Here is a 25,650-nt window from a genome sequence, read left to right as displayed (position 1 = left end):
ACGCGGGGGCGGGGACACGCACGGGTCGAACCCGGGACACCCTGTCCCCGCGCACAGGGGGAGCGGCGACAATGGGGCGCATGACCGACAGCCCTGTCCCTCTCGCAGACCCACACCTCGTCTTCGACGCCGTGGAAGGACGCCGGGATCTCGTCATCCTCGGCTCCACCGGGTCCATCGGCACCCAGGCCATCGACCTGGTGCTGCGCAACCCCGACCTCTTCCGCGTCACCGCGCTGTCCGCGGCCGGCGGCCGGGTCGCCCTCCTCGCCGAGCAGGCCCGCCTGCTGAAGGTGCGCACCGTCGGCGTCGCCTCGCCCGAGGCCGTACCCGCCCTGCGCGAGGCGCTGCGCCAGGAGTACGGGGCGGGCGAGCCGCTCCCCGGGATCCTCGCCGGACCCGACGCGGCGACGGAGCTGGCCGCGAGCGACTGCCACACCGTGCTCAACGGGATCACCGGCTCCATCGGTCTCGCCCCGACCCTGGCCGCCCTGAAGGCGGGCCGCACCCTGGCGCTCGCCAACAAGGAGTCCCTGATCGTCGGCGGCCCCCTGGTCAAGGCGCTGGCCGCCCCGGGGCAGATCATCCCCGTCGACTCGGAGCACGCCGCGCTCTTCCAGGCGCTCGCCGCCGGCACCCGCGCCGATGTGCGCCGGCTCGTCGTCACCGCGTCCGGCGGCCCCTTCCGCGGCCGCACCCGGAGCGAGCTGGCCGAGGTCACCCCCGAGCAGGCCCTCGCGCACCCGACCTGGGCCATGGGACCGGTCATCACCGTGAACTCGGCCACCCTGGTCAACAAGGGCCTCGAAGTCATCGAGGCGCACCTGCTCTACGACATCCCCTTCGACCGCATCGAGGTCGTCGTCCACCCGCAGTCGTACGTGCACTCCATGGTCGAGTTCACCGACGGCTCCACGCTCGCCCAGGCCACCCCGCCCGACATGTCGGGCCCGATCGCCATCGGCCTCGGCTGGCCGCTGCGCGTCCCGGACGCGGCGCCCGCCTTCGACTGGACGAAGGTGTCCACCTGGGAGTTCTTCCCCCTGGACACCGAAGCCTTCCCGTCCGTCGGCCTCGCCCGGCACGTCGGCGCGCTGGGCGGCACCGCGCCCGCCGTGTTCAACGCGGCCAATGAGGAGTGCGTCGACGCGTTCCTGTCCGGGAAGCTGCCCTTCAACGGCATCATGGACACGGTCACCGCGGTGGTGGGCGAACACGGAACGCCCGCGTCGGGAACTTCTCTCACCGTCGCGGACGTACTGGAAGCGGAGACCTGGGCGCGGACCCGGGCCCGGGAACTCTCGGCCAAGGCCATTGCGGAGGCACGCGCATGAGCATGACGACGATCCTGCTGACGATTCTCGGCATCGCCGTCTTCGTGTTCGGTCTGCTCTTCTCCATCGCCTGGCACGAGCTGGGCCACCTCTCCACCGCCAAGCTCTTCGGCGTCCGCGTCCCCCAGTACATGGTCGGCTTCGGCCCCACCATCTGGTCCCGCAGGAAGGGCGACACCGAGTACGGCATCAAGGCCATCCCGGCCGGCGGCTACATCCGGATGATCGGGATGTTCCCGCCCGGCGCCGACGGAAAGCTGGAGGCCCGCTCCACCTCGCCCTGGCGCGGCATGATCGAGGACGCCAGATCCGCCTCCTTCGAGGAGCTCCAGCCGGGCGACGAGGACCGCCTCTTCTACACGCGCAAGCCGTGGAAACGCGTCATCGTGATGTTCGCCGGCCCCTTCATGAACCTGGTGCTGGCCGTCGCGATCTTCCTCGGTGTCGCCATGTCCTTCGGCTTCCAGACCAACACCACCGGCGTCGCCGGCGTCCAGAAGTGCGTCATCCCGCAGAGCGCGAAGCGCCAGACCTGCGAGAAGTCCGACGCCGTCTCGCCCGCGCAGGCCGCCGGGCTGAAGAAGGGCGACAAGATCGTCGCCTTCGACGGCGAGCGGATGGACTCCTGGGACACCCTCTCCGACCGCATCCGCGACACCGTCGGCCCCGCCACCATCACGGTGGAGCGCGACGGGCAGGAGAAGACCCTGCACGCGGTCCTCCTGAAGAACGCCGTCCTGAAGAAGGACTCCCACGGTGAGGCGGTCGCCGGGAAGTACGTCACGGCCGGCTACCTCGGCTTCGAGGCGAGCAGGGAGATCGTCCCGCTCTCCTTCGGTGACTCGGTCGTGCGCATGGGCGACATGATCGAGAACGGCGTCGACTCCATCGTCGCCCTGCCGTCGAAGATCCCCGCCCTGTGGGACGCCGCCTTCAGCGACGGCGAACGCGCCGCGGACTCCCCGGTCGGCGTCGTCGGCGCGGCCCGGATCGGCGGCGAGGTGATGACGCTGGACGTTCCGGCCCAGAGCCAGATCGCGATGATGCTGTTCCTGCTGGCCGGCTTCAACCTCTCGCTGTTCCTCTTCAACATGCTCCCGCTGCTCCCGCTCGACGGCGGCCACATCGCCGGGGCCCTGTGGGAGGCGCTGCGCCGGAACACGGCCCGGGTCTTCAAGCGCCCCGACCCCGGCCCGTTCGACGTCGCCAAGCTGATGCCCGTCGCCTACGTGGTCGCCGGGGTCTTCATCTGCTTCACCCTGCTCGTCCTCGTCGCCGACGTGGTCAACCCGGTCAAGATCACCTGACCGGGGCGCGTCGGACGCGCCCGGTGCACCGCGAGTGACCGGCGGTGCGCGGGGTGCGTCCGACGCGCCGACATTCCGTACGGGGCCGGACGCGGTGTGCTCCCGGCCGCCCCCGGTGACGTAACCTCGAAGGCCGGAGCCCGCCGATACCGGGACCTCGATCCACACCTTGGGGATGCTCAGCGCATGACTGCGATTTCTCTCGGAATGCCCGCCGTTCCGACCAAGCTCGCCGAACGGCGGGTCAGCCGGAAGATCCAGGTCGGATCGGTTGCGGTCGGCGGGGACGCGCCCGTCTCGGTGCAGTCCATGACGACGACCCGTACGTCCGACATCGGCGCGACGCTTCAGCAGATCGCCGAACTCACCGCCTCCGGCTGCCAGATCGTACGCGTGGCCTGTCCGACGCAGGACGACGCGGACGCCCTGAAGATCATCGCGTCCAAGTCGCAGATCCCGGTGATCGCGGACATCCACTTCCAGCCGAAGTACGTCTTCGCCGCGATCGACGCCGGCTGCGCGGCGGTGCGCGTGAACCCGGGCAACATCAAGCAGTTCGACGACAAGGTCAAGGAGATCGCGCGCGCCGCGAAGGACGCCGGCACGCCGATCCGGATCGGCGTCAACGCCGGCTCGCTGGACGCCCGGCTGCTGAAGAAGTACGGCAAGGCCACCCCCGAGGCGCTGGTCGAGTCCGCGCTCTGGGAGGCGTCCCTCTTCGAGGAGCACGACTTCCGCGACATCAAGATCTCGGTCAAGCACAACGACCCGGTCGTGATGGTCAACGCCTACCGCCAGCTCGCCGCCCAGTGCGACTACCCGCTGCACCTCGGCGTCACCGAGGCCGGCCCCGCCTTCCAGGGCACCATCAAGTCGGCCGTCGCCTTCGGCGCCCTGCTCAGCGAGGGCATCGGCGACACCATCCGCGTCTCGCTCTCCGCGCCGCCCGCCGAAGAGGTCAAGGTCGGCATCCAGATCCTGGAGTCGCTGAACCTCAAGCAGCGCCGCCTGGAGATCGTCTCCTGCCCCTCCTGCGGCCGCGCCCAGGTCGACGTCTACAAGCTCGCCGACCAGGTCAGCGCCGGCCTTGAGGGCATGGAGGTCCCGCTGCGCGTCGCCGTCATGGGCTGCGTCGTCAACGGCCCCGGCGAGGCCCGCGAGGCCGACCTCGGCGTCGCCTCCGGCAACGGCAAGGGCCAGATCTTCGTCAAGGGCGAGGTCATCAAGACCGTGCCCGAGTCGAAGATCGTGGAGACCCTCATCGAGGAAGCCATGAAGATCGCCGAGCAGATGGAGAAGGACGGCATCGCCTCCGGCGAGCCCGAGGTCTCCATCAGCTGACCCGCCCCGCCCCCGGCAGCGCCCCGCGAGGAAACCCTCGGCGGGGCGTTGCCGCGTGCGGGCCCGCGGCGGATGCGCACAGCTGTTCCCGGGCACGGGCGGCGACACTCAGGCTCTTCGGTTACAGTGCGGAAATCAGCAGACCGCATGGTGAGGCCCCCTCGTGTTGACGCACACCACTACCCGGGTCCTCGAACCCAGCGACCTCGGCGCCGCGCTCGCCGTCCTGGAGAGCGAGCCCGTGGCCAACGCCTTCGTGACGTCCCGCGTGCAGATCGCCGGACTCGACCCCTGGCGTCTCGGCGGCGAGATGTGGGGCTGGTACGCCGAGGGCCGACTCCGCTCCCTGTGCTACTCGGGCGCCAACCTCGTCCCCATCTGCGCCGGCCCCGAAGCCGTCCGCGCCTTCGCCGACCGCGCCCGCCGGGCCGGCCGCCGCTGCTCCTCGATCGTCGGCCCCGCCGAGCCCACCGCCGAGCTGTGGCGCCTCCTCGAACCGGGCTGGGGTCCCGCCCGCGAGGTCCGGGCCAACCAGCCCCTCATGGTCACCGAGAGCCCGTCCGCCGACGTGGAGCCCGACCCGCTCGTCCGCCGCGTCCGCAAGGACGAGATGGACATCCTGATGCCCGCCTGCATCGACATGTTCACCGAGGAGGTCGGCGTCTCCCCGCTCGCCGGCGACGGCGGACTCCTCTACCAGGCCCGCGTCGCCGAACTCGTCGGCGCCGGCCGCTCCTTCGCCCGGATCGATGACGGCAAGGTCGTCTTCAAGGCGGAGATCGGCGCCACCACCCCGCAGGCGTGCCAGATCCAGGGCGTGTGGGTCGCCCCCGCATACCGCGGCCGCGGCCTCTCCGAGACCGGTATGGCCGCCGTACTGCGGTACGCCCTGGCCGATGTCGCCCCGGTCGTCAGCCTGTACGTGAACGACTACAACACCCCCGCGCGCAAGGCGTACCGCCGCATCGGCTTCCGGGAGACCGGCGCCTTCATGAGCGTGCTCTTCTGACCGGCCCCCGACCCGGCGCCCCGGACAGTAGGGTCGGCCCATGGCAGCAGATTCCGGGGGCGGCCCCCGCACCACCGGCGTCCGGGTCGGGCCGATCGATCTCGCGGCCCGCGTCGACGAGGCACTGGCCGTACAGGCCGTCGCCTTCGGCCTGAGCGCCGGGGAGACCGAGGTCCGCCGGCACATCGTGCTCCGGCACCTCGACCACCCGCACGCCCGCGCGCTCGGCGCCCTGACGCCCGAGGGCCGGCTCGTCGGCTTCGTCTACGGCATGCCCAACGACCGCGGCCACTGGTGGTCCACCGTCGTGGAGCCCTACCTCCGCGCCACCGGCAGCGCCCACTGGCTGGACGACGCCTTCGTGATCACCGAGCTCCACGTCCACCCGGACTTCCAGAACCGGGGCATCGGCCGCACCCTGATCACCACCATCACCGACGGCGTCGCCCAGCCCCGCTCGATCCTCTCCGCGATCGACACGGAGAGCCCGGCCCGCGGCCTCTACCGCTCCCTCGGCTACCAGGACCTCGCCCGCCAGGTGCTCTTCCCCAGCGCCCCCAAGCCGTACGCGGTGATGGGAGCGCCCCTGCCACTGCGCCGTACGTGAGGGAATGGATTTCCGCCCGCACGGGCCGCCCGGCTAACCTCGGGCCCATCACCCTTCCGAGCAGGAGTTCACCATGGCCCAGGTCCAGCGCATGTCCCGATTGATGATCAAGACACTGCGTGACGACCCGGCGGACGCCGAGACGCTCAACCACAAGCTCCTCGTCCGAGCCGGCTACGTACGACGCACCGCTGCCGGAATCTGGTCCTGGCTGCCGCTCGGCAAGAAGGTCCTGGAGAACGTCACCCGCGTCGTCCGCGAGGAGATGGACGCCATCGGCGGCCAGGAGGTCCTGCTCCCCGCGCTCCTGCCCAAGGAGCCCTACGAGGCGAGCGGCCGGTACGACGAGTACGGTGACCTGCTGTTCCGGCTCCAGGACCGCAAGGGCTCCGACTACCTCCTCGGCCCCACGCACGAGGAGATCTTCACCCAGGTCGTCAAGGACATGTGCGCGTCCTACAAGGACCTGCCGGTCATCCTGTACCAGATCCAGACGAAGTACCGCGACGAGGCCCGCCCCCGGGCCGGTGTGCTGCGCGGCCGCGAGTTCCAGATGAAGGACTCGTACTCCTTCGACACCACGGACGAGGGCCTGGCCGAGGCGTACCAGCTGCACCGCGCCGCGTACATCCGCGTCTTCGAGCGGCTCGGCCTGGACCACCGCATCGTCTCCGCCGTCTCCGGTGCCATGGGCGGTTCCGCCTCCGAGGAGTTCCTGGCCCCGGCGCCCGCCGGCGAGGACACCTTCGTGGACTGCCCGAACTGCGACTACGCGGCCAACACGGAGGCCGTCACCTACAACGCCACCCCCGGCGACGCCGCGTCCGCCGGCCCCGTCGAGGAGCTGGACACCCCCGACACCCCGACCATCGAGACCCTGGCCGTCCACCTCGGCGTCCCGGCCTCCGCCACGCTGAAGAACCTGCTGGTCAAGGTCGACGGCGAGATCGTCGCCGTGGGCGTGCCCGGTGACCGCGAGGTGGACCTCGGCAAGCTGGGCGAGCACCTGGCCCCGGCCGTGGTCGAGCTGGTCACCGCCGAGGACTTCGTGGGCCGCCCCGACCTCGTACGCGGCTACGTCGGCCCCCAGGGCCTGGAGAAGGTCCGCTACATCGCCGACCCCCGCGTCGCCCCCGGCACCGCCTGGATCACCGGCGCCAACAAGGACGGCAAGCACGCGAAGAACGTCGTCGCGGGCCGCGACTTCGAGGTGGACGACTACCTCGACGTCGTCGTGGTCGAGGCGGGCGACCCCTGCCCCACGTGCGGCACCGGCCTCCAGGTCGACCGCGCCATCGAGATCGGCCACATCTTCCAGCTCGGCCGCAAGTACGCCGACATCTTCGCGCTCGACGTGCTCGGCCAGCAGGGCAAGCCCGTCCGCGTCACGATGGGCTCGTACGGCATCGGCGTCTCCCGCGCCGTGGCCGCCCTCGCCGAGCAGACCGCCGACGACAAGGGCCTGTGCTGGCCCCGTGAGGTCGCCCCGGCCGACGTCCACGTCGTCGCCGCGGGCAAGGCCCTCCAGACCGAACTGGCCCTGGAGGTCTCCGACAAGCTGGCCGCCGCCGGGCTGCGCGTCCTGGTGGACGACCGCGCCGGCGTCTCGCCCGGCGTCAAGTTCACCGACTCCGAGCTGATCGGCGTCCCGAAGATCCTGGTCGCCGGCCGCCGCTCGGCCGAAGGCGTCCTGGAGCTGAAGGACCGCCGCACCGGTGAGCGCGAGGAGCTGACGGTCGAGGAGGCCATCGCCCGCCTCTCCGAGCAGGACTGACGCTCCCTACGCGTAAGGGCCCCGCACGAAAGTTCCGTGCGGGGCCCTTACGCGCGTTCACAGCCAGCCCGCGAACTCCAGGGTCACTTCGCCCTCCTGGCGGCGCCCGGCCGCCAGCGCCCGGGTGCCCGACTCCACGGCCCGGAACAGCGTCCAGCCGTGCAGCCGCTCCTGCTCCACGTCCAGCGAGTCCGCGAGCTTCTTGACCCTGCGCCGGGCCGTCGTCGCCCCGGCGGGCGACGCGATCAGGTCCTCCACCCGGTCCCGCACCAGCCGCGCCAGGTCGTACGCCCGCTCACCGACCAGCGGCTCGGGACCGACCGTCAGCCAGGGCGCCCGCTCACCCGCGAGCACCTTGCTCTGCCGGAAGTTGCCGTGCAGCAGCAGCGTTTCGGGGGAGCCGGCGACCAGTTCGTCACGGGCCGCGAGCGCGGCGGTGACCAGCGGTTCCAGCGCGGGGTCGGACGCGGCGGCGGCGCGCATGGCGTCCACCCGCCGCCCGGTCCGCTCGGCGACCGTCTCGAAGCCGTGCCCGGCCGGCGGGTCCACCCACAGCCGGCGCACCGTCCCGGCCGCTTCGAGGAGCGCCTTCGCCTCCGGCAGCGACCGCAGCGACATCTCGGGGTGCAGCCGCTCCAGGAGCAGCGCGCCCGCCACCGCCCGCCCGCCGTCCGCGGGATCGAGCAGCCGCACCGTGCCCCAGCCGTTCCAGTGCGCCAGCGCCGCCTGTTCGAGCTCCGGCGCGGCACCGGACGGGGCCAGCTTCAGGGCGGCCGGAGTGCCGTCGGCCCCCCGGACCAGCAGAACCAGACTGCTGCGCCCGCCGGGGGCCGCGACCCGCTCCACGACCGGGGCGCGGCCGGTCGCGGCCAGTGCCTGCTCGGTCAGTGCGGGAAGCCCCGCGAGCCAGTCCCCGGCGGCCGTATCCCCGTACGACTCACCGAGCGCTCGCACCAGACGCTGCGGCGGTTCAAAACCCATACGTGCCGTGTTCCCTTTCAGAGCCTTCTCGTGTGCGCCTTTTTCAGTGCGCGGTGGCGGCCCCGGCCTGCGTGTCCGTCCCGGCCGCGGCGCCGGCCCGCTCCGCGAGCCCGGGAAAGGGTACGCCGCTGCCCCGCCAGCGCGCCGCGCGTACCGCGGCCTCCCGCAACGCGTCCGCCGCGCCGCGCCGCAGCGACCCGTCGGCGGCCCGGACCAGGTCGGAGTAGACGTACCCGACGCGATCCTCCAGGACCGCGGCGAGCCGTACGGCCGCCGCGGCGTCCGGCACCGCGAACGGCAGAGCGTACGCGGCGTCCGAGGCCACCGGATCACCGCCCAGGTCCCGGACCGTGCGCACCAGGGCGTCGCGGCGGGCGCGGTGGGCGTGGAACGCGGCGGTGGCCTCGGCCCGGCGCGCTGCCGCGACCCGGCCGCCCGCGACCCCGTAGCCGTAGACCGCGGCGTGCTCGGCGGCCAGCGCCGCCTGGGCCGCCTCCAGCGGGCCGTCGCTCTTGCCGTCGCTCATGCCGGGGTCTCCTTGGCCAGTTCGGTCAGCAGGTACGCGTGTGCCGCGCAGGCGGCGGCGACCGAGGCCAGCAGCCGGGCCAGCTCCCCGGGTGCCTCCAGGAGCAGCGCGGTGTACGCGTCCGCCGCGGAGCGCTCGGCCGCCGCCAGCTCCTTGACCGCGGCGGCGGGCCCGGTGGCGCGGGAGCGGGCCATGCCGAGCGCGGGGGTCTTCTCCGGGGAGAGCGCCTTGAGGTGGGCGCGGACCGCGTCGCGCAGGGGGGTGAGGGCCGTCGCCGTCGTCGGGTGGGCCCGGAGCGCGTGCTCGTAACCGGCGAGCAGGGTCGCCGTGGTGCGGGTGGCGCCGGTGCGCAGCGCCTTTTCCGCGTGTACCGGGGACGCCCCGTCGGCGGCGGTCCGCGCGCCGCCGTGCGCGGAGCCCTTGGTGGACCCGCCCGTGTCGTCGTCGCTTCCGCAGCCGGACAGCACCACCCCGGCGGCCAGCGCGCCGGTCGCCGCGAGCGCGCCCCTGCGCGTCGTCCCCGTACGCCGCACTTGCTCTCCTTCGGGCTGGACCTGTCTTGACTGGATCTGTCCGGAAGTGATCACCGCCTGTGAGCGTACCCGCGCCCCGGGGACCGGCTGACAGCAACACCCCTTGCGACCGGATACCCTTTGACCAGACACGCGAGATCCCCACAACAGCACACGCGGCCGAGGAGTCACCCGGATGAGCACCACCCAGAGCGAGAGGCTGCGCGGGCTGGTCGAACCGCTCGTCAGCGCCGAGCAGCTGGAGCTGGAAGAGATCGAAGTCTCCCGGGCAGGCCGCCGCAGAGTGCTGCGGATCGTCGTGGATTCCGAGGAGGGTGTCGAGCTCGACACCTGCGCGGAGCTGAGCCGCGCGATCTCCGCGAAGCTGGACGAGACCGATGTGATGGGCGAGGACGAATACGTCCTGGAGGTCAGTTCGCCCGGCGCCGACCGCCCGCTCTCGGAGCACCGCCATTACGTACGCGCCACCGGGCGCCTCGCCAGGCTGAACCTGAGCGACGGCGGCGAGCTGGTGGCCCGCATCCTCGCGGTGGACGAGGACGGTCTCGACCTGGAGGTGCCGGGCGTCAAGGGCCGCAAGCCCACCGCCCGCCGGATCGCCTTCGCCGAGATCGCCAAGGCCCGCGTGGAGCTGGAATTCAACCGCAAGGACAAGAAGGAAGAGGAGGCGTAGCCATGGACATCGACGTGAAGCTCCTGAAGGGCTTGGCGCAGGACAAGGAGATCCCGTTCGACGTCCTGGTCGAGGCGATCGAGTCGGCCCTCCTCATCGCGTACCACCGCACCGACGGCAGCCACCGCCGGGCGCGCGTGGAGCTGGACGAGCGCGGCCATGTGACGGTGTGGGCCAAGGAGGATCCGGCCGATCTGGAGGAGGGGCAGGAGCCCAAGGAGTTCGACGACACCCCGTCGGGCTTCGGCCGGATCGCCGCGACCACCGCCAAGCAGGTCATCCTCCAGCGTCTGCGTGACGCCGAGGACGACCGCACGTTCGGCGAGTACGCGGGCCACGAGGGCGATGTCGTCACCGGCGTCGTCCAGCAGGGCAAGGACCCGAAGAACGTCCTGGTCGACATCGGCAAGCTGGAGGCCATCCTGCCGGTGCAGGAGCAGGTGCCCGGCGAGGAGTACACCCACGGCCTGCGGCTGCGCACCTACGTGGTGCGCGTCGCCAAGGGCGTGCGCGGCCCCTCCGTCACCCTGTCGCGGACCCACCCGAACCTGGTGAAGAAGCTCTTCGCGCTGGAGGTCCCGGAGATCGCCGACGGTTCCGTCGAGATCTGCGCGATCGCCCGCGAGGCCGGCCACCGCACCAAGATCGCGGTCCGCTCGACCCGCTCCGGCCTCAACGCCAAGGGCGCCTGCATCGGCCCGATGGGCGGACGTGTGCGCAATGTCATGGCCGAGCTGCACGGCGAGAAGATCGACATCGTGGACTGGTCGGACGACCCGGCCGAGATGGTCGCCAACGCGCTGTCGCCCGCACGGGTGAGCGAGGTCGAGGTCGTTGACCTCGGCGCCCGTTCCGCCCGGGTGACCGTGCCGGACTACCAGCTCTCGCTGGCGATCGGCAAGGAGGGGCAGAACGCCCGCCTGGCCGCCCGCCTCACCGGCTGGCGCATCGACATCCGCCCGGACACCGAGACCGACGCCGAGCGCGACGTCGCCGACCGCGAGCGCGCCGAGCGGGCCCGGGAGCGCTCGGACCGGCGCTGACGCACTCCCGAGCGGCACCAGGGGGAATAGATCCCGTCGGACGGTCGCTGAGATCACGACAACGTACGTTCGATTTTTGCCCCAAAGGGGTGAGGTCGGTGCGGGGAGGTAGACTTAGCCGTGTCTGGCCGGACGTACGCCCGCGCTTGCCCTGAGCGAACCTGTGTGGGATGCCGGGAGCGGGCGGCCAAGACCGAGTTGCTGCGCATCGTCGCGGACGGGGACGCCTGCGTCCCCGATCCTCGCGGTACGCTGCCCGGCCGGGGTGCTTACGTGCATCCCGTCCCCGACTGTCTGGACCTGGCGGTTCGCCGCCGGGCCTTCCCCCGGGCCTTCAAGGCCAAGGGGCCGTTCGACCCGACCGCGGTACAGCGGTTCGTCGAGCGGGTGACACCGTAAGAAAACGAACGGCACGGGTCCCCGTGCGGTCAGGTACCTCGCGAGTTGGAAGTAGGTCGAGATTGCGATGAGCACTCGATGAGTACGCGATGAGTACGCCCATGAAGTAGCGACGGTCCGGCGGTAACCCGGACCTAAAAGGAGCGAAGTGGCTAAGGTCCGGGTATACGAACTCGCCAAGGAGTTCGGTGTGGAGAGCAAGGTCGTCATGGCCAAGCTCCAAGAACTCGGTGAATTCGTCCGTTCGGCGTCCTCGACAATCGAGGCGCCGGTCGTGCGCAAGTTGACTGACGCACTGCAGGGGCCCGGCGGCAACGCCGGCAAGCCCGCTGCCAAGCCGGGCGCGCCCCGTAAGGCCGCCCCCACCAAGCCCGCGGCGCCGTCTCCGGCCCCCGCGGCACGTCCCGCTGCCCCGAAGCCCGGCGCCCCGGCCCCCAAGCCGGCCGCCGCCGAGGCCCCGAGCAGCACCCCCTCCGCCCCGTCGGCGCCGGCCTCCGGCCCGCGTCCGGGTCCGAAGCCCGCGCCGAAGGCCCCGGTCGCGCCGGTGCCCGCCGCGGAGTTCTCGGCCCCGGCCCCGGCCCAGCCGGCCCAGCCGGCCGCGCCGCAGGCACCGCGCCCCGCCGGCGCGACCCCCGGCCCCCGTCCCGCGCGTCCGGCCCCCGCGGCCGGTCAGCGTGACGGCGGTCAGCGTGACGGTGGCCAGCGCGGCGGCGACCGCCCTGCGCGTCCCGCCGGCCAGGGCGCCCCGCGCCCCGGCGGTGCACGTCCGGCCGGTCCCCGTCCGGGCAACAACCCCTTCACCTCCGGTGGCTCGACGGGCATGTCCCGTCCGCAGGCACCCCGTCCCGGCGGCGCCCCGCGTCCCGGTGGCGGCCAGGAGCGTCCCGGCGCCCCGCGTCCGCAGGGTGGCCCCGGTGGCGCCCCGCGCCCGCAGGGCCAGGGTGGCGCCGGCGCCCGTCCGACTCCGGGCGGCATGCCGCGTCCGCAGGCTCCCCGTCCGGGCGGTGCCCCCGGTGGTAACCGTCCCAACCCGGGCATGATGCCGCAGCGTCCCGCTGCCGGCCCGCGTCCCGGTGGTGGCCCCGGCGGTGGCCGCGGTCCCGGTGGCGGCGGCGGTCGTCCGGGCGGCGCAGGCCGTCCCGGTGGCGGCGGCTTCGCAGGTCGTCCGGCCGGTCCCGGCGGCGGTGGCGGCGGCTTCGCCGGCCGTCCCGGTGGCGGCGGCGGTGGCGGCGCGGGCCGTCCCGGTGGTGGCGGTGGCTTCGGCGGCCGTCCCGGCTTCGGTGGCCGTCCCGGCGGCCCCGGTGCCCGTGGTGGCACACAGGGCGCCTTCGGCCGCCCCGGCGGTCCCGCGCGTCGTGGCCGCAAGTCGAAGCGGCAGAGGCGCCAGGAGTACGAGGCCATGCAGGCCCCGTCGGTCGGCGGCGTGATGCTGCCTCGCGGCAACGGACAGGCTGTCCGGCTGTCGCGCGGTGCCTCGCTCACCGACTTCGCCGAGAAGATCAACGCCAACCCGGCTTCGCTGGTCGGCGTCATGATGAACCTCGGCGAGATGGTCACCGCCACGCAGTCCGTCTCCGACGAGACGCTGAAGCTCCTCGCGGACGAGATGAACTTCGTCCTGGAGATCGTCAGCCCGGAGGAGGAGGACCGCGAGCTGCTCGAGTCCTTCGACATCGAGTTCGGCGAGGACGAGGGCGGCGAAGAGGCCCTGGTCTCCCGTCCGCCGGTCGTGACCGTCATGGGTCACGTCGACCACGGTAAGACCCGACTGCTGGACGCGATCCGCAAGACGAACGTCATCGCGGGCGAGGCCGGCGGCATCACGCAGCACATCGGTGCGTACCAGGTCGGTGCCGAGGTCAACGGCGAGGACCGCCGTATCACCTTCATCGACACCCCGGGTCACGAGGCGTTCACCGCCATGCGTGCCCGTGGTGCGAAGTCCACCGACATCGCGATCCTCGTGGTGGCGGCGAACGACGGTGTGATGCCCCAGACGATCGAGGCGCTGAACCACGCCAAGGCGGCCGACGTGCCGATCGTGGTCGCGGTCAACAAGATCGACGTCGAGGGTGCCGACCCGACCAAGGTGCGCGGTCAGCTCACCGAGTTCGGTCTGGTGGCCGAGGAGTACGGCGGCGACACGATGTTCGTCGACATCTCCGCCAAGCAGGGCCTCAACATCGAGGCTCTTCTGGAGGCCGTCGTCCTCACCGCCGACGCCTCGCTCGACCTGCGGGCCAACCCGGAGCAGGACGCGCAGGGTATTGCGATCGAGTCCCACCTCGACCGCGGCCGCGGTGCCGTCGCGACCGTCCTCGTCCAGCGAGGCACGCTGCGCGTCGGCGACACGATGGTCGTGGGCGACGCCTACGGCCGAGTCCGCGCGATGCTCGACGACAAGGGCGAGAACGTCGAGGAAGCGGGTCCGTCGACCCCCGTCCTCGTGCTGGGTCTCACCAACGTCCCGGGCGCCGGCGACAACTTCCTCGTCGTGGACGAGGACCGTACGGCCCGCCAGATCGCCGAGAAGCGTGCCGCTCGCGAGCGCAACGCCAACTTCGCCCGCAAGGGTGTCAGGTTCTCCCTGGAGAACCTGGACGAGGCGCTCAAGGCCGGTCTGGTCCAGGAGCTCAACCTCATCATCAAGGGCGACGCGTCCGGTTCGGTGGAGGCTCTCGAGTCCTCGCTGCTCCAGCTCGACGTCGGCGAAGAGGTCGACATCCGGGTCCTGCACCGCGGTGTGGGTGCGGTCACCGAGTCGGACATCGACCTGGCGACCGGCTCCGACGCCATCGTGATCGGCTTCAACGTGCGCGCCGCAGGGCGTGCCGCGCAGATGGCCGACCGCGAAGGCGTGGACGTCCGGTACTACTCGGTCATCTACCAGGCGATCGAGGAGATCGAGGCGGCCCTCAAGGGCATGCTCAAGCCGGAGTACGAAGAGGTCGAGCTCGGTACGGCGGAGATCCGCGAGATCTTCCGCTCGTCGAAGCTGGGCAACATCGCCGGTGTGCTCGTCCGGTCCGGCGAGGTCAAGCGCAACACCAAGGCGCGCCTGCTGCGCGACGGCAAGGTCGTCGCGGAGAGCCTCACCATCTCCGGTCTGCGCCGCTTCAAGGACGACGTCACCGAGATCCGCGAAGGCTTCGAGGGCGGTATCAACCTCGGAAACTTCAACGACATCAAGATCGACGACGTCATCGCGACGTACGAGATGCGCGAGAAGCCGCGAGGCTGACCCGTACCTCAACAGTCGGGGCCGGTCGACGGGACCTATTTCCGTCGATCGGCCCCGGCCGTTCCGTGTACGGTTCTTGTGTCCCCGCCGGTCATCGGCGGGGCGCGAACCCGAACCGGCGGGACATCCGGGCATACATGTATGTGGGGACACTGTCCTTCGACCTGCTTCTCGGCGACGTACGGTCGCTGAAGGAGAAGCGCTCCCTGGTCCGTCCGATCGTCGCCGAACTCCAGCGCAAGTACGCGGTGAGCGCGGCGGAGACGGGCGGACAGGACCTCCATCGCCGGGCCGAGATCGGCCTCGCCGTGGTTTCCGGGGACACCCGGCACCTCACAGACGTACTCGACCGGTGCGAGCGCCTTGTCGCCGCCCGGCCGGAAGTGGAGCTGCTGTCCGTACGACGGCGGCTGCACAGCGACGAAGACGATTGAGCAGGTCCGACCGGAATCGGTGGGCGGGAAAAGGAGCGGGGCTGGGCACGCCGCAGACGTGCGTGCCCAGCCCCGTGACGCCGCCCACCGATTCCCGGTCGGACCAAAGCGAGAAGGAGACGGACCAGTGGCCGACAACGCGCGAGCTAAGAAGCTGGCGGACCTCATCCAGGAGGTGGTCGCCGGGAAACTGCAGCGCGGCATCAAGGACCCGCGCCTGGGGACCCACGTGACGATCACGGACGTCCGCGTCACCGGTGACCTGCGGGAGGCCACGGTCTTCTACACGGTCTACGGCGACGACGAGGAGCGGGCCAGCGCCGCGGCCGGTCTGCAGAGTGCCAAGGGCATCCTGCGATCCGCGGTCGGCTCGGCGGCGGGGACGAAGTTCACCCCGACGCTCACCTTCGTGGCCGACGCCCTCCCGGAGAACGCGCGGGCCATCGAGGACCTGCTCGACCGGGCGCGGGCCTCGGACGCCAAGGTGCGCGAGGCGTCTTCGGGCGCCGCGTACGCCGGTGAGGCGGACCCGTACCGCAAGCCGGAGGACGAGACCGACGAGGACACCGCCTCCGAATGACGCAGAACAAGACGCCGGACGGTTTGGTCATTGTCGACAAGCCGTCCGGCTTCACTTCGCACGACGTCGTCGCCAAGATGCGCGGCATCGCCCGCACCCGCCGCGTCGGCCACGCCGGCACCCTGGACCCGATGGCGACCGGTGTGCTCGTGCTCGGCGTCGAGAAGGCCACCAAGCTCCTCGGCCACCTCGCGCTGACCGAGAAGGAATACCTGGGCACGATCCGGCTCGGCCAGAGCACCGTCACGGACGACGCGGAGGGCGAGATCACCTCGTCCGCCGACGCCTCCGGGGTGACGCGCGAGGGGATCGACGCCGGGGTCGCCGTCCTGACCGGCGACATCATGCAGGTGCCGTCCAAGGTCAGCGCCATCAAGATCGACGGCAAGCGGTCCTACGCGCGGGTGCGCGGCGGCGAGGAGTTCGAGATCCCGGCCCGGCCGGTGACCGTCTCGTCCTTCCGCGTCTACGACGTCCGCGAGGCCGTCGCCGAGGACGGTACGCCGGTACTCGACCTGGTCGTCTCGGTGGTCTGCTCCTCGGGGACGTACATCCGGGCCATCGCCCGTGACCTGGGCGCCGGGCTCGGTGTGGGCGGCCATCTGACCGCCCTGCGGCGCACCCGCGTCGGCCCGTACGGGCTGGACGGCGCGCGCACCCTGGACCAGCACCAGGAGGAGCTGGCCGTGGTGCCGGTGGCCGAGGCCGCCGCGTCGGCGTTCCCCCGCTGGGACGTGGACGAGAAGCGGTCGAAGCTGCTGCTGAACGGCGTACGCCTGGACATGCCCGCCTACCCGCCGGGGCCGGTCGCCGTCTTCGGGCCGGACGGGCGGTTCCTGGTGCTGGTCGAGGAGCAGAAGGGCAAGGCCAAGAGCCTCGCCGTCTTCGCCTGACCGGGCGCCGGCGCCTTGTCGGACCCTCATCGTGGAGCGGGCAGGGCCCCCTGTGCCCGCTCCACGATCCCCCACCCATTTCTGTCCAGCGAACGCCCCGGATTCACCCCAACGGGCAGGCGCTCGGAGTGAATCAGGGGGGTGACAGGGGCGCTTTCGCCCCGAGTGGTCCGCGCGGGGATCTTCGGCGGCCTACCGTCGGATCATGGGATGCGGGGACCGGGCGACGCTGGTACGACTGTGCGATCCGGCCGGCAGGCCGCGGGGGACCGGCTTCGTCGCCGATGACCGGGGCACGGTGGTCACCAGTCACGAGGCGGTCGACGGCCTTCCGTACCTCCTGCTGCACGGCACGGACGGCCGCAGCCACCGCGTCGAGGCCGCCGACATCACCGCCGTGCCCGAAGGGGACCTCGCCCTCCTGCCCACCGGCGGCCCCGACACCCTCGGCGTCCGGCCGCTGCCCCTGTGCGTACGCGAGCGCATCGACCCCGGTACGTATGTGACGGTCGCCGCGCACGGCCTGCGCGAGGCGCGCATCCTGGGCCGCACGCCGGTCACGTACACCAGTCGCGGCCGCACCCACCGGATCGACAAGGCTCTGGAACTGGCTCTCGGCACGGACGGCAGCGACGCGCTCCGGCTGGGTGGCGCGGCGGTGGGCGGGCCCGTGCTCGACCCGGACAGCGGGGCCGTCATCGCCGTCATCGGGCTCGCCCTGCGCGCCTCCCACGCCACCGCCGGCTGCGCCGCACCGTTCGCCGGGGCGCCCGCCGACGGGCCGCTGGGCGAGCTGCTGCGGCGCAACGCCGCGACCGTCCCCGGCTACGGCCCCGATCTCAACCTCGCCGGGGCCCTCCAGCTCACCGCCATGTCCGTCGGCTCGGCGGGCGGCCCGGGCGAGCGGCACGAACCGGTGGAGCGGCCCGACGTCCGCGCCGAGTCCGAGGCGTTCGCCGCGGCCGGACCGGACGAACCCGCCGTGGTCCTCGGCCTCGTCGGTGAGCCCGGCACCGGCCGTACCACCGAGCTCGCCGCCATCGCCGCACGCCGGGCGACCGGACCGGTGCCCGCCCCCACGCTGTGGCTGCGCGGCGCCGACCTCCTCGCGGACGACACCTCCGTCGCCGACGCCGTCGCGCGCACGCTCCAGCAGGCCGGGCGCATCGTCGGCGCCGCCGGGGCCCCGGGCGACATGGCGAGCGCCACACCCGAACGGGTCGCCCGGCTGACCGCGGCCTCCGGCGTGCCGCTGCTGGTCCTGCTCGACGCCCCGGAGGAGATGCCGCCCGTCCTGGCACACCGGCTCGCCGACTGGACCACCGGCACGGTCGGCTGGCTCCGCGACAACGGCGCCCGGCTCGTCGTCGGCTGCCGCCCCGAGCACTGGGAGACGGCCGGCGCGCTCTGCCCTCCCGAGGCCCTGCACCGGCCCGCCAGGCCCGCCCGTCGGCTGCCCCCGGCGGTCCGCGTCACCGACTTCACCGCCGGCCAGGCCGAACGCGCCCGCGAAGGGTTCGGCCTCCCGCCCGACGCCCTCGCCGCCGGCCACGACCGCCATCCGCTGACCCTCCGGCTGCTCGCCGAGGTACGCGAGGCCCTGCCGCCGGACACGGCCGGGCGCCCCGGCACGGAGGAGGTCTTCGCCGCCCACCTCGACCTGATGTGCCTGCGCATCGCCGTCCGCATCGCCGCCGGGAGCCGCCCCGGGCCCACGGCGGTGCGGCGCCTGGCGGCGCGGGTGGCCGGACAGGTCCACGAGGCGGCCCGCCGCTGCCTCGGCCCCGGCCAGGGCGAGCTGGACCGGGCCGCCTTCGAGGAGCTGTTCCCCTGGCGTACGGGATGGGCCCCGGCGGTCCTCACCGAAAGGCTCCTCGTCCCGGCCGGCGCCGGCTACCGCTTCGCCCACGAAGAGGTGGGTGACTGGATCCAGAGCACGCACCTCGATCTGGACGCGGCCCTGCGGGCGCTGGTGCACCGGTGGCACGCGGAGCCGGCGGAGGACGACGGCCGGGTGCCGTACCCCCGCCGGGGAGGACCGGCCGAGGACCCGCCGCCGGCCGGACCGCGCAGCCTGCCCGTGCCCCGGCACCGCATCGGCCCGGTGATCCAGGCCCTTCTGCTGCTGGCCCGCCGCCACGGCACGGCCGCCCTGGCACACCGGCTGGCGGATCTCATCGAGGCGCTGGACCGGCTGCCGGAGGGGGTGGCGGGCGCGGCCGACGATGACCGGGCCCTGCCCCTGTCCGATCCGCGCTGGTGGGCCGCGCGCCTGCTCGCCGAAACGCTGCTCAGGGTGCCCGACGCCCGGCCGTACCTCGGCGTGCTCCGGCTGCTCGCCGGGCGCGTCGTGCGGAGTTCCGCCGAGGCGGGCGGGGGAGGGGCGCGCGGGGCGTACGCCGCATTCGGGCCCTGGTTCTGGCGGGGGCCGCGGCTGCCCGAGGCCGACCGGATGGACCTCTTCCGGCGCCTCGTCCCGGCCGACGGGCCGCCGGGTGAGGGGGGCGGCGACGCGCGGTTCCTCGACGCCGTCGCCCGGCGGCTCGCCGCCCATCCGCGTACCGTCATGCCTCTCCTGTGCGCGTGGTTCACGGACGAGCGGGCGCTCGCCGCAGCCCCGGACACCCCGGTCCGTCCCACCGTCGCCGCCGCCGCGCAGGCCCTCCTCCACGCCCGCCGGGACCTCGCGATCGATGACCTGGCCGACGCGCTGGTCGCCGCCGGGCACCCCCGGGCCGAGGAGCTGCTCGCCGCGCTCGCCGAGGACGAGCCCGCCGCGCTCTGCCGGGCCGTCGAGCGGTGGGCCGGGGACGAGGACCGGCGCGCCCGCCGGGTCGCCGCCGTCTCGTACGCGACGCTCGTCGCCCCCCACGTCACCCTGGACGCGGACCGTGACCGGGTGCGCCGGGCCGCGCTCGCGGTGCTGGCCCGCCCGGCCGACAGCGAGCTGCACGGGCCGGTCCTCGCCCTGCTCGTCGCCGACCCCCGGACCAGGGCCCGCTACCTCCCGCAGGCCGTCCGGGCCTTCGTCGCCGAGGGCCCGCAGGAGGTGCGCGTGCCCGCCGCCGCGCTCGCCGCCGCCCTGCCCACGCACGCGGACATCGTGGTGACCGCCTACCGGGACCGGCTCGGCCGGCCGGACCAGGGCGCGGGCGAGGTACTGCGGGCCCTGGCCGGGATCGACGCCCCGGAGCTCGCGCTGCACGCCGCCGGACTCGTACGCGCCTACGCCGAGGGCCACCCGGAGGACACGGCGCACGCCGCCGCGTACCTCGACCGCCGCCTGGAGCACGGACCCGCCGCGCGCGCCCTGCTGCTGCCGCTGCTCACCGGCCTGCTCCGGGACCGCCCGGCGGCCGCGCCGGTCCGGGGATCGCTGGCCGCGGTGCTCGCCTCACCCGGCAGCCCCGCGTCGCAGCCCGCCCGCGACGAACTCCTGGAGGTACTGCTGGACGCCGAGCTGCGCGGGGGGATCCCGGACCCGGTGGTTCTGGAGGCCCTGCTGCGGGCCGCCGCGGCCGGCTGCGCCGGGCGGTCACCGGTGCGCACCCGGGCGCTGGTGCACCGGACCGGGATGCTTCTCGTGCGTACCCCCGAAGGGGCCGCCCTGTTCGACCGGCGGCTCGTCGCGCTGGTCCGCGAGGTGCCCGGGTTCGGCGCGCTGGTCGCGGGCTGGCTGGCCGACGCGCCGCAGGAGTGGGCGGCCGTCGTGGGGCCCAGCGCACGGCGCACGGTGGAGGCGCTGCGGGCGCCGATGACCATGCCGATGCGGGCCGCAGGGCGTGAGCATGGCAGTCTTAGACCTGCGTAAGCGAGATATCCACGTACACAGGTTCGGGCGAGGAGCGGTCAGAGTGCAGCGCTGGCGAGGCTTGGAGGACATCCCCCAGGACTGGGGGCGCGGCGTCGTCACCATCGGCTCGTACGACGGGGTGCACCGCGGACACCAGCTGATCATCGGCCGCGCCGTCGAGCGGGCCCGCGAGCTGGGTGTGCCGTCGGTCGTCGTGACCTTCGACCCGCACCCCAGCGAGGTCGTCCGGCCCGGCAGCCACCCCCCGCTGCTCGCCCCGCACCACCGGCGCGCCGAGCTGATGGCGGAGCTGGGCGTGGACGCGATGCTGATCCTGCCGTTCACCACGGAGTTCTCGCGGCTCGCCCCGGCCGACTTCATCGCCAAGGTGCTCGTGGACAAGCTGCACGCCCAGCTGGTCATCGAGGGCCCCAACTTCCGTTTCGGCCACAAGGCCGCAGGGAACGTGGAGCTGCTGGCCGAGCTGGGTGCCGAGCACGACTACCGCGTCGAGGTCATCGACCTGCGGGTGAGCGGCGCGGCGGGCGGCGGCGAGCCGTTCTCCTCCACGCTCACCCGGCGCCTGGTCGCCGAGGGGGACGTGGCCGGGGCCTCCGAGATCCTCGGCCGTCCGCACCGCGTCGAGGGCGTCGTCGTCCGGGGCGCGCAGCGCGGCCGTGAGCTCGGTTTCCCCACCGCGAACGTCGAAACCCTCCCGCACACCGCGATCCCCGCCGACGGCGTCTACGCGGGCTGGCTGCACGCGAACGGCGAGGCGATGCCCGCCGCGATCTCGGTCGGCACCAACCCGCAGTTCGACGGCACCGAGCGCACGGTGGAGGCGTACGCGATCGACCGCGTCGGCCTCGACCTGTACGGCCTGCACGTGGCCGTGGACTTCCTGGCGTACGTACGCGGGATGCTGAAGTTCGACACGATCGACGACCTGCTGGTGGCGATGGCCGCCGACGTGAAGCGGTGCAGCGAACTGGTCGCCGCCGCCGAGGCCGGACAGGACTGACCGCTCGGGTTTCCCGGCCGGTCCGGCCGGGAAACCCGTACCGCCCGTCAGACGGTCGGCGCGGTCACCTTCGCCGTGGCCCAGTGGCACGCCACCTGCGCCTCCCCGCCGCCCGACAGGACCGGCAGGTCCCGCGTACGGCAGGCGTCAGCGACGCCCGCCCGCTCCGCCTCGCCCGAGGCCAGCACCTGGCAGCGGGCGTGGAAGCGGCAGCCGGACGGCACCCGGGACGGGTCCGGCGGCTCACCCGTGAGCACCACCGGATCGCCCGGCGCCTCCGGCAGCACCGACAGCAGCGCCTGGGTGTACGGATGGCGCGGCGCCGTCAGGATCTGCTCGACGGCACCCGTCTCCACGATGCGGCCCAGGTACATCACCGCGACCCGGTCCGCGATGTTCCACGCAAGACCGAGATCATGCGTCACGACCAGGGCGGAGAGACCCAGCTCCTCGCGCAGCCGCAGCAGCAGCGCCAGGATCTCGCCGCGCACCGACGCGTCCAGCGAGGCGACCGGCTCGTCCGCCACGATCAGCTCCGGCTCCAGGACCAGCGCGCCCGCGATCACGACGCGCTGGCGCTGACCGCCCGACAGCTCGTGCGGGTAGCGCAGGAAGAACCGCTCCGGCGGACGCAGCCCGGCCCGCGACAGCGCGTCGTGCACCGCCTGCCGCTCGTCGCCCCCGTAGCCGTGGATGCGCAGCCCCTCGGCCACCGCTTCGTACACCGTGTGGCGCGGGTTCAGCGAGCCGCTGGGGTCCTGGAGGACCAGCTGGGCGCGCTTGCGGTACGCCTTGAGCGCCCGGCTCCCGTAGGCCAGCGGCTTCCCGTCGAACGTGATCCGACCGGCCGTCGGCGGGACCAGGCCGAGCAGGGAGCGGGCCAGCGTCGTCTTGCCGCACCCCGACTCGCCGACCAGGGCGACGATCTCGCCGGGCCGGATGTCCAGGTCGACCCCGTCCACCGCACGCGCGGGTTCGGCCCCGTGCCGGCCGGGGAAGGTGATCCGGAGTCCCTGCGCGCTGAGCAGGTCCACGGGGGTCGTCGTCATGATGTGCTCCTTGCTTCCTCGGCGCCCGGCAGGACCGGCGCCGCCCCCTCCGGACCGGCCAGCACGCACGCGGCCTGCCGTCCGTCGCCCGCGTCCCGCAGCTCCTGGTCCTGCGTGGCGCAGGAGTCCAGGGCCAGGGCGCAGCGCGGGTGGAAGGTGCAGCCGGCCGGCAGCGCCGACGGGTCGGGCGGGTCGCCGGGCAGGCCCTGCGGCGCGAACCGGGACGACAGGTCCCCGATGCGCGGGAAGGCGCCCGACAGGGCCCTGCTGTACGGGTGGTGCGCGCTCTCGTAGACCTCGGACGCCGGGCCCTCCTCCACGACCCGGCCCGCGTACATCACGGCGAGCCGGTCGCAGGTGTCGGACAGCACCGCCAGGTCGTGGCTGATCATGATCAGGCCGAGGTCCTGCTCGGAGACCAGCTGCTCGATCAGGCGCAGGATCTGGGCCTGGATCATCACGTCCAGGGCCGTCGTCGGCTCGTCGGCGATGATCAGGCCCGGGTCGCAGGCGAGCGCCATCGCGATCATCACGCGCTGCCGCTGCCCGCCGGACAGCTCGTGCGGATAGGCGTCCGTCCGGGCCGCGGGCAGGCCGACCTGTTCCAGCAGTTCACCGGCGCGCTTCCGGGCCGCCGCCGGCGTCGTCTTCTTGTGCAGCAGGATCGGCTCGGCGATCTGGTCCCCGATGCGGTGCACCGCGTTCAGCGAGTGCATCGCGCCCTGGAAGACGATCGAGGCGCCTGCCCAGCGCACGGCCCTGACCTGGCCCCACTTCATCGCGAGGACGTCCTCGCCGTTCAGCAGGATCTCGCCGGTCACCTTCGCGTTGGCGGGCAGCAGCCGCAGCAGGGCCAGCGCCAGCGTGGACTTGCCGCAGCCGGACTCCCCGGCGATGCCCAGCTTGCGCCCCGCCTCGACCCGGAGATTCACGCCGCGGACGGCCTGGGCCCCGCCGGCGTACGTCACCGTCAGGTCGCGTACCTCCAGAAGAGGCGTCTTGTGGATGCTCGTCGTGCTCAACGGGCCACCCCCAGCTTGGGATTGAGGACGGACTCGATCGCGCGCCCGCACAGCGTGAACGCCAGGGCCACCAAGGCGATGGCGATGCCGGGCGGTGCCAGGTACCACCAGTCACCGGCGCTCACCGCCCCCGCGGCACGCGCGTCCTGGAGCATGCTGCCCCACGAGGTGATGGTCGGGTCGCCGAGGCCGAGGAAGGCCAGCGTGGCCTCGCTCAGGATCGCGCTGGAGATGGCCAGCGTGGTCTGGGCGAGCACCAGCGGCATCACGTTCGGCAGGACGTGCCGGAGCATGACGTGGCCGTGGCCGCCGCCCAGCGCGCGGGCGCGCTCGATGTAGGGGCGGGACTCCACAGCGAGGGTCTGCGCCCGCACCAGGCGGGCGGTGGTCGGCCAGGTCGTGACGCCGATCGCGATGATGATCGTCCACAGGGAGCGGTCCATCACCGAGGCGAGCGCGACCGCGAGGACCAGCGTCGGCATCACCAGGAACCAGTCGGTCACCCGCATCAGCACCGTCGAGTACCAGCCGCGGAAGTGGCCCGCGACGATCCCCACGATCGTGCCGATGGCGACGCAAAGGAACGCCGCGAGCAGCCCCACGGTCAGCGAGACGCGCGCGCCCCACACCAGGAGCGCGAGCACGCTGCGCCCGAACTGGTCGGTGCCGAGCGGGAACTCGCCGCTCGGCGATTCGAGCGCGCCGCCGGACGCCTCGGTGACGCTCTGCGAGTCGGCGCCGACGAGCTGGGGAGCGGCCACGGCGATCAGTGCGATGAGCACCAGGCCGGCCAGACCCCACATCCCGCCCTTGTGCGTGCGGTATTCCCGCCAGAAGCGGGCCGCTGACTGGCGTTTACGGGCCCGGGCCAGGGAGCGGGCGCTCCGGACGGGCTCGGGCGGGGCCGGCGCCGGGGTCGGCGTGGGCATGGAATCGGTCGTGGTCATCGGCCCACCCGGGGATCGAGCAGCGGATACAGCACATCGGCAAGGGTGTTCGCCAGGATCACCGCGGTGGCGAAGACGAAGAAGAGGCCCTGGACGAGTGGCAGGTCGGGGGTGCTGAGGCCCTGGTAGAAGAGGGAGCCGAGGCCCGGCCAGGAGAACACGGTCTCCACCAGGATCTGCCCGGCGACCACATGCCCCAGGTTGACGAACATCAGCGTGAAGGTGGGCAGCATCGCGTTGGGCACGGCGTGCTTGCGGCGTACGACGTCGTCCCGCAGCCCCTTGGCGCGGGCCGTCGTGAGGTAGTCGCTGCCCATCTCGTCCAGCAGCGAGGACCGCATCACCAGCAGCGTCTGCGCGTACCCGACGGCCACCAGCGTAATCACCGGCAGCACCATGTGATGCGCCACGTCGGTGACGTAACCGAAGCCGCTCGTGTCGCCCGACGACATCCCGCCCGTCGGGAACATGCCCGGGATCGGGCCGACGCCCACCGAGAAGACGATGATCAGGAGCAGCCCGAGCCAGAACGACGGCACCGAGTACAGCGTGAGGGCGAGCGCGGTGTTGAACCGGTCGCCGGCCGAGCCGTTGCGCCAGGCGGTGCGGGTGCCGAGCCAGAGGCCGATGACGCTGTAGAGGACGTAGGCGGTGCCGGTGAGCAGCAGCGTCGCCGGCAGCTTCTCCACGATCTTGTCGATGACCGGGGCGTGGTACGCGAACGAGACACCGAAGTCGCCGGTGAGGGCGTCCCCGATGTAGCTGGTGAACTGCTGCCACATCGGCTGGTCGAGCCCGAGCTGGTGGCGCAGCGATTCCAGTTGTTCGGCCGATACGGGCCGGCCGCCCGTCATCTGCTTGACCGGGTCGCTCGGAATGAGCCGGAAGAGGAAGAAGCTGGTGACCAGAACCGCGAACAGCGAGACGACGGCGCCCGCGATCTTGGCGGCCACATATTTCAGATAGGCCGTGGTGTTGCGCGCCCGTGGACCGCGTGCGGCCGAGGGACCGGCCGGAGGGCCGTCCGCGGCCGCGTCCGCCTGTTGCACGAGCGCCGGAGTGCTGTCAGCTGTCATGGGGAACTCTCGTTACTCGTGTCGTTCCTGGAAAGAACCGGCCGGCGCGGTCCGCGCCGGCCGGTTC

The 25,650-nt window shown here is 72.9% G+C and carries 22 protein-coding genes; 15 read left to right on the top strand and 7 right to left on the bottom strand.

Annotated features, from left to right (window positions below; all coding sequences use genetic code 11):
* The first annotated feature begins 71 nt into the window (after nucleotides 1–71).
* The 6 genes from dxr to OG867_RS06820 all read left to right on the top strand — a co-directional run bounded on the left by dxr (nucleotide 72) and on the right by OG867_RS06820 (nucleotide 7,372).
* Nucleotides 72–1,334: a 1-deoxy-D-xylulose-5-phosphate reductoisomerase gene (gene dxr / locus OG867_RS06845; RefSeq protein ID WP_406283611.1), complete on the top strand. Its 1,263-nt coding sequence runs from the start codon at nucleotides 72–74 to the stop codon at nucleotides 1,332–1,334.
* Nucleotides 1,331–2,641, top strand: coding sequence for a site-2 protease family protein (locus tag OG867_RS06840; protein WP_328902672.1), 1,311 nt, complete (start codon nucleotides 1,331–1,333; stop codon nucleotides 2,639–2,641). The genes dxr and OG867_RS06840 overlap by 4 nt, the downstream gene beginning before the upstream one ends.
* Before the next feature lie 186 nt (nucleotides 2,642–2,827).
* A complete protein-coding gene (gene ispG, locus OG867_RS06835) occupies nucleotides 2,828–3,982 on the top strand; it encodes a flavodoxin-dependent (E)-4-hydroxy-3-methylbut-2-enyl-diphosphate synthase (RefSeq protein ID WP_328902673.1) in 1,155 nt (384 codons plus the stop codon).
* Between the two features lie 163 nt (nucleotides 3,983–4,145).
* Nucleotides 4,146–4,991, top strand: a complete 846-nt coding sequence (locus tag OG867_RS06830) for a GNAT family N-acetyltransferase (protein WP_406283608.1) — start codon at nucleotides 4,146–4,148, stop codon at nucleotides 4,989–4,991.
* Between the two features lie 40 nt (nucleotides 4,992–5,031).
* Nucleotides 5,032–5,598 (top strand): GNAT family N-acetyltransferase, encoded by a 567-nt coding sequence (locus OG867_RS06825; protein ID WP_406283606.1) that lies wholly within the window; start codon nucleotides 5,032–5,034, stop codon nucleotides 5,596–5,598.
* 73 nt (nucleotides 5,599–5,671) lie between these two features.
* Nucleotides 5,672–7,372: a proline--tRNA ligase gene (locus OG867_RS06820; protein WP_406283604.1), complete on the top strand. Its 1,701-nt coding sequence runs from the start codon at nucleotides 5,672–5,674 to the stop codon at nucleotides 7,370–7,372.
* A gap of 57 nt (nucleotides 7,373–7,429) precedes the next feature.
* On the opposite strand, the gene OG867_RS06815 is transcribed toward OG867_RS06820, so the two are convergent.
* The 3 genes from OG867_RS06815 to OG867_RS06805 are packed head-to-tail and all read right to left on the bottom strand — an operon-like array spanning nucleotide 7,430 to nucleotide 9,412.
* Nucleotides 7,430–8,353: an aminoglycoside phosphotransferase family protein gene (locus OG867_RS06815; protein WP_406283602.1), complete on the bottom strand. Its 924-nt coding sequence runs from the start codon at nucleotides 8,351–8,353 to the stop codon at nucleotides 7,430–7,432.
* A 43-nt stretch (nucleotides 8,354–8,396) separates the two neighbouring features.
* Nucleotides 8,397–8,879, bottom strand: coding sequence for a ferritin-like domain-containing protein (locus OG867_RS06810; RefSeq protein ID WP_406283600.1), 483 nt, complete (start codon nucleotides 8,877–8,879; stop codon nucleotides 8,397–8,399).
* Nucleotides 8,876–9,412: a hypothetical protein gene (locus OG867_RS06805; protein WP_406283598.1), complete on the bottom strand. Its 537-nt coding sequence runs from the start codon at nucleotides 9,410–9,412 to the stop codon at nucleotides 8,876–8,878. Before OG867_RS06805 ends, OG867_RS06810 begins: the two co-directional genes overlap by 4 nt.
* Before the next feature lie 175 nt (nucleotides 9,413–9,587).
* Between OG867_RS06805 and rimP the strand changes: the two genes are divergently transcribed.
* The 9 genes from rimP (at nucleotide 9,588) to OG867_RS06760 (ending at nucleotide 21,489) form a co-directional block, all read left to right on the top strand.
* Nucleotides 9,588–10,085 carry a ribosome maturation factor RimP gene (rimP, locus tag OG867_RS06800; protein ID WP_328902680.1) on the top strand — a complete coding sequence of 166 codons (498 nt, stop codon included), beginning with the start codon at nucleotides 9,588–9,590 and terminating at the stop codon, nucleotides 10,083–10,085.
* A gap of 2 nt (nucleotides 10,086–10,087) precedes the next feature.
* Nucleotides 10,088–11,128, top strand: coding sequence for a transcription termination factor NusA (gene nusA, locus OG867_RS06795; RefSeq protein ID WP_018102330.1), 1,041 nt, complete (start codon nucleotides 10,088–10,090; stop codon nucleotides 11,126–11,128).
* Nucleotides 11,129–11,248: 120 nt separating this feature from the next.
* Entirely contained in the window at nucleotides 11,249–11,527 is a 279-nt protein-coding gene (locus OG867_RS06790; protein WP_406283595.1) for a YlxR family protein, read from the top strand.
* Between the two features lie 148 nt (nucleotides 11,528–11,675).
* Nucleotides 11,676–14,768 carry a translation initiation factor IF-2 gene (gene infB, locus OG867_RS06785; RefSeq protein ID WP_406283593.1) on the top strand — a complete coding sequence of 1,031 codons (3,093 nt, stop codon included), beginning with the start codon at nucleotides 11,676–11,678 and terminating at the stop codon, nucleotides 14,766–14,768.
* 137 nt (nucleotides 14,769–14,905) lie between these two features.
* The gene (locus OG867_RS06780) at nucleotides 14,906–15,202 is read left to right on the top strand and encodes a DUF503 domain-containing protein (protein ID WP_328902683.1); all 297 of its coding nucleotides are present in this window, start codon (nucleotides 14,906–14,908) and stop codon (nucleotides 15,200–15,202) included.
* Between the two features lie 127 nt (nucleotides 15,203–15,329).
* The gene (gene rbfA / locus OG867_RS06775) at nucleotides 15,330–15,782 is read left to right on the top strand and encodes a 30S ribosome-binding factor RbfA (protein ID WP_328902684.1); all 453 of its coding nucleotides are present in this window, start codon (nucleotides 15,330–15,332) and stop codon (nucleotides 15,780–15,782) included.
* Nucleotides 15,779–16,675 (top strand): tRNA pseudouridine(55) synthase TruB, encoded by an 897-nt coding sequence (truB, locus tag OG867_RS06770; RefSeq protein ID WP_406283590.1) that lies wholly within the window; start codon nucleotides 15,779–15,781, stop codon nucleotides 16,673–16,675. The genes rbfA and truB overlap by 4 nt, the downstream gene beginning before the upstream one ends.
* Before the next feature lie 205 nt (nucleotides 16,676–16,880).
* The gene (locus OG867_RS06765) at nucleotides 16,881–20,486 is read left to right on the top strand and encodes a trypsin-like peptidase domain-containing protein (RefSeq protein ID WP_406283588.1); all 3,606 of its coding nucleotides are present in this window, start codon (nucleotides 16,881–16,883) and stop codon (nucleotides 20,484–20,486) included.
* 43 nt (nucleotides 20,487–20,529) lie between these two features.
* On the top strand, nucleotides 20,530–21,489 hold the full coding sequence (locus OG867_RS06760; protein WP_328902687.1) for a bifunctional riboflavin kinase/FAD synthetase: 960 nt from the start codon (nucleotides 20,530–20,532) through the stop codon (nucleotides 21,487–21,489).
* 47 nt (nucleotides 21,490–21,536) lie between these two features.
* On the opposite strand, the gene OG867_RS06755 is transcribed toward OG867_RS06760, so the two are convergent.
* Genes OG867_RS06755 through OG867_RS06740 form a run of 4 tightly spaced genes read right to left on the bottom strand, consistent with a single transcriptional unit; the run spans nucleotide 21,537 to nucleotide 25,583 of the window.
* Nucleotides 21,537–22,538, bottom strand: coding sequence for an ABC transporter ATP-binding protein (locus tag OG867_RS06755; protein ID WP_328902688.1), 1,002 nt, complete (start codon nucleotides 22,536–22,538; stop codon nucleotides 21,537–21,539).
* Complete coding sequence (locus OG867_RS06750) at nucleotides 22,535–23,560, bottom strand: ABC transporter ATP-binding protein (RefSeq protein WP_406283585.1); 1,026 nt, start codon at nucleotides 23,558–23,560, stop codon at nucleotides 22,535–22,537. Before OG867_RS06750 ends, OG867_RS06755 begins: the two co-directional genes overlap by 4 nt.
* On the bottom strand, nucleotides 23,557–24,507 hold the full coding sequence (locus OG867_RS06745; RefSeq protein WP_406283583.1) for an ABC transporter permease: 951 nt from the start codon (nucleotides 24,505–24,507) through the stop codon (nucleotides 23,557–23,559). Before OG867_RS06745 ends, OG867_RS06750 begins: the two co-directional genes overlap by 4 nt.
* A complete protein-coding gene (locus OG867_RS06740; protein WP_406283581.1) occupies nucleotides 24,504–25,583 on the bottom strand; it encodes an ABC transporter permease in 1,080 nt (359 codons plus the stop codon). The genes OG867_RS06745 and OG867_RS06740 overlap by 4 nt, the downstream gene beginning before the upstream one ends.
* Nucleotides 25,584–25,650: the final 67 nt, after the last annotated feature.

Source organism: Streptomyces sp. NBC_00209 (assembly GCF_045206345.1).
In the GTDB taxonomy this organism is placed as follows: Bacteria; Actinomycetota; Actinomycetes; order Streptomycetales; family Streptomycetaceae; genus Streptomyces.
This window is presented reverse-complemented; position numbering and strand designations above follow the sequence as displayed.

Coding starts and splice junctions, on each gene's coding strand:
- OG867_RS06740 (WP_406283581.1), bottom strand. CDS start 25,583: ATGACAGCTGACAGCACTCCGGCGCTCGTGCAACAGGCGGACGCGGCC.
- OG867_RS06810 (WP_406283600.1), bottom strand. CDS start 8,879: ATGAGCGACGGCAAGAGCGACGGCCCGCTGGAGGCGGCCCAGGCGGCG.
- OG867_RS06765 (WP_406283588.1), top strand. CDS start 16,881: ATGGGATGCGGGGACCGGGCGACGCTGGTACGACTGTGCGATCCGGCC.
- OG867_RS06780 (WP_328902683.1), top strand. CDS start 14,906: ATGTATGTGGGGACACTGTCCTTCGACCTGCTTCTCGGCGACGTACGG.
- OG867_RS06755 (WP_328902688.1), bottom strand. CDS start 22,538: ATGACGACGACCCCCGTGGACCTGCTCAGCGCGCAGGGACTCCGGATC.
- nusA (WP_018102330.1), top strand. CDS start 10,088: ATGGACATCGACGTGAAGCTCCTGAAGGGCTTGGCGCAGGACAAGGAG.
- OG867_RS06825 (WP_406283606.1), top strand. CDS start 5,032: ATGGCAGCAGATTCCGGGGGCGGCCCCCGCACCACCGGCGTCCGGGTC.
- OG867_RS06815 (WP_406283602.1), bottom strand. CDS start 8,353: ATGGGTTTTGAACCGCCGCAGCGTCTGGTGCGAGCGCTCGGTGAGTCG.
- OG867_RS06840 (WP_328902672.1), top strand. CDS start 1,331: ATGAGCATGACGACGATCCTGCTGACGATTCTCGGCATCGCCGTCTTC.
- OG867_RS06745 (WP_406283583.1), bottom strand. CDS start 24,507: ATGACCACGACCGATTCCATGCCCACGCCGACCCCGGCGCCGGCCCCG.
- dxr (WP_406283611.1), top strand. CDS start 72: ATGGGGCGCATGACCGACAGCCCTGTCCCTCTCGCAGACCCACACCTC.
- OG867_RS06820 (WP_406283604.1), top strand. CDS start 5,672: ATGGCCCAGGTCCAGCGCATGTCCCGATTGATGATCAAGACACTGCGT.
- ispG (WP_328902673.1), top strand. CDS start 2,828: ATGACTGCGATTTCTCTCGGAATGCCCGCCGTTCCGACCAAGCTCGCC.
- truB (WP_406283590.1), top strand. CDS start 15,779: ATGACGCAGAACAAGACGCCGGACGGTTTGGTCATTGTCGACAAGCCG.
- rimP (WP_328902680.1), top strand. CDS start 9,588: ATGAGCACCACCCAGAGCGAGAGGCTGCGCGGGCTGGTCGAACCGCTC.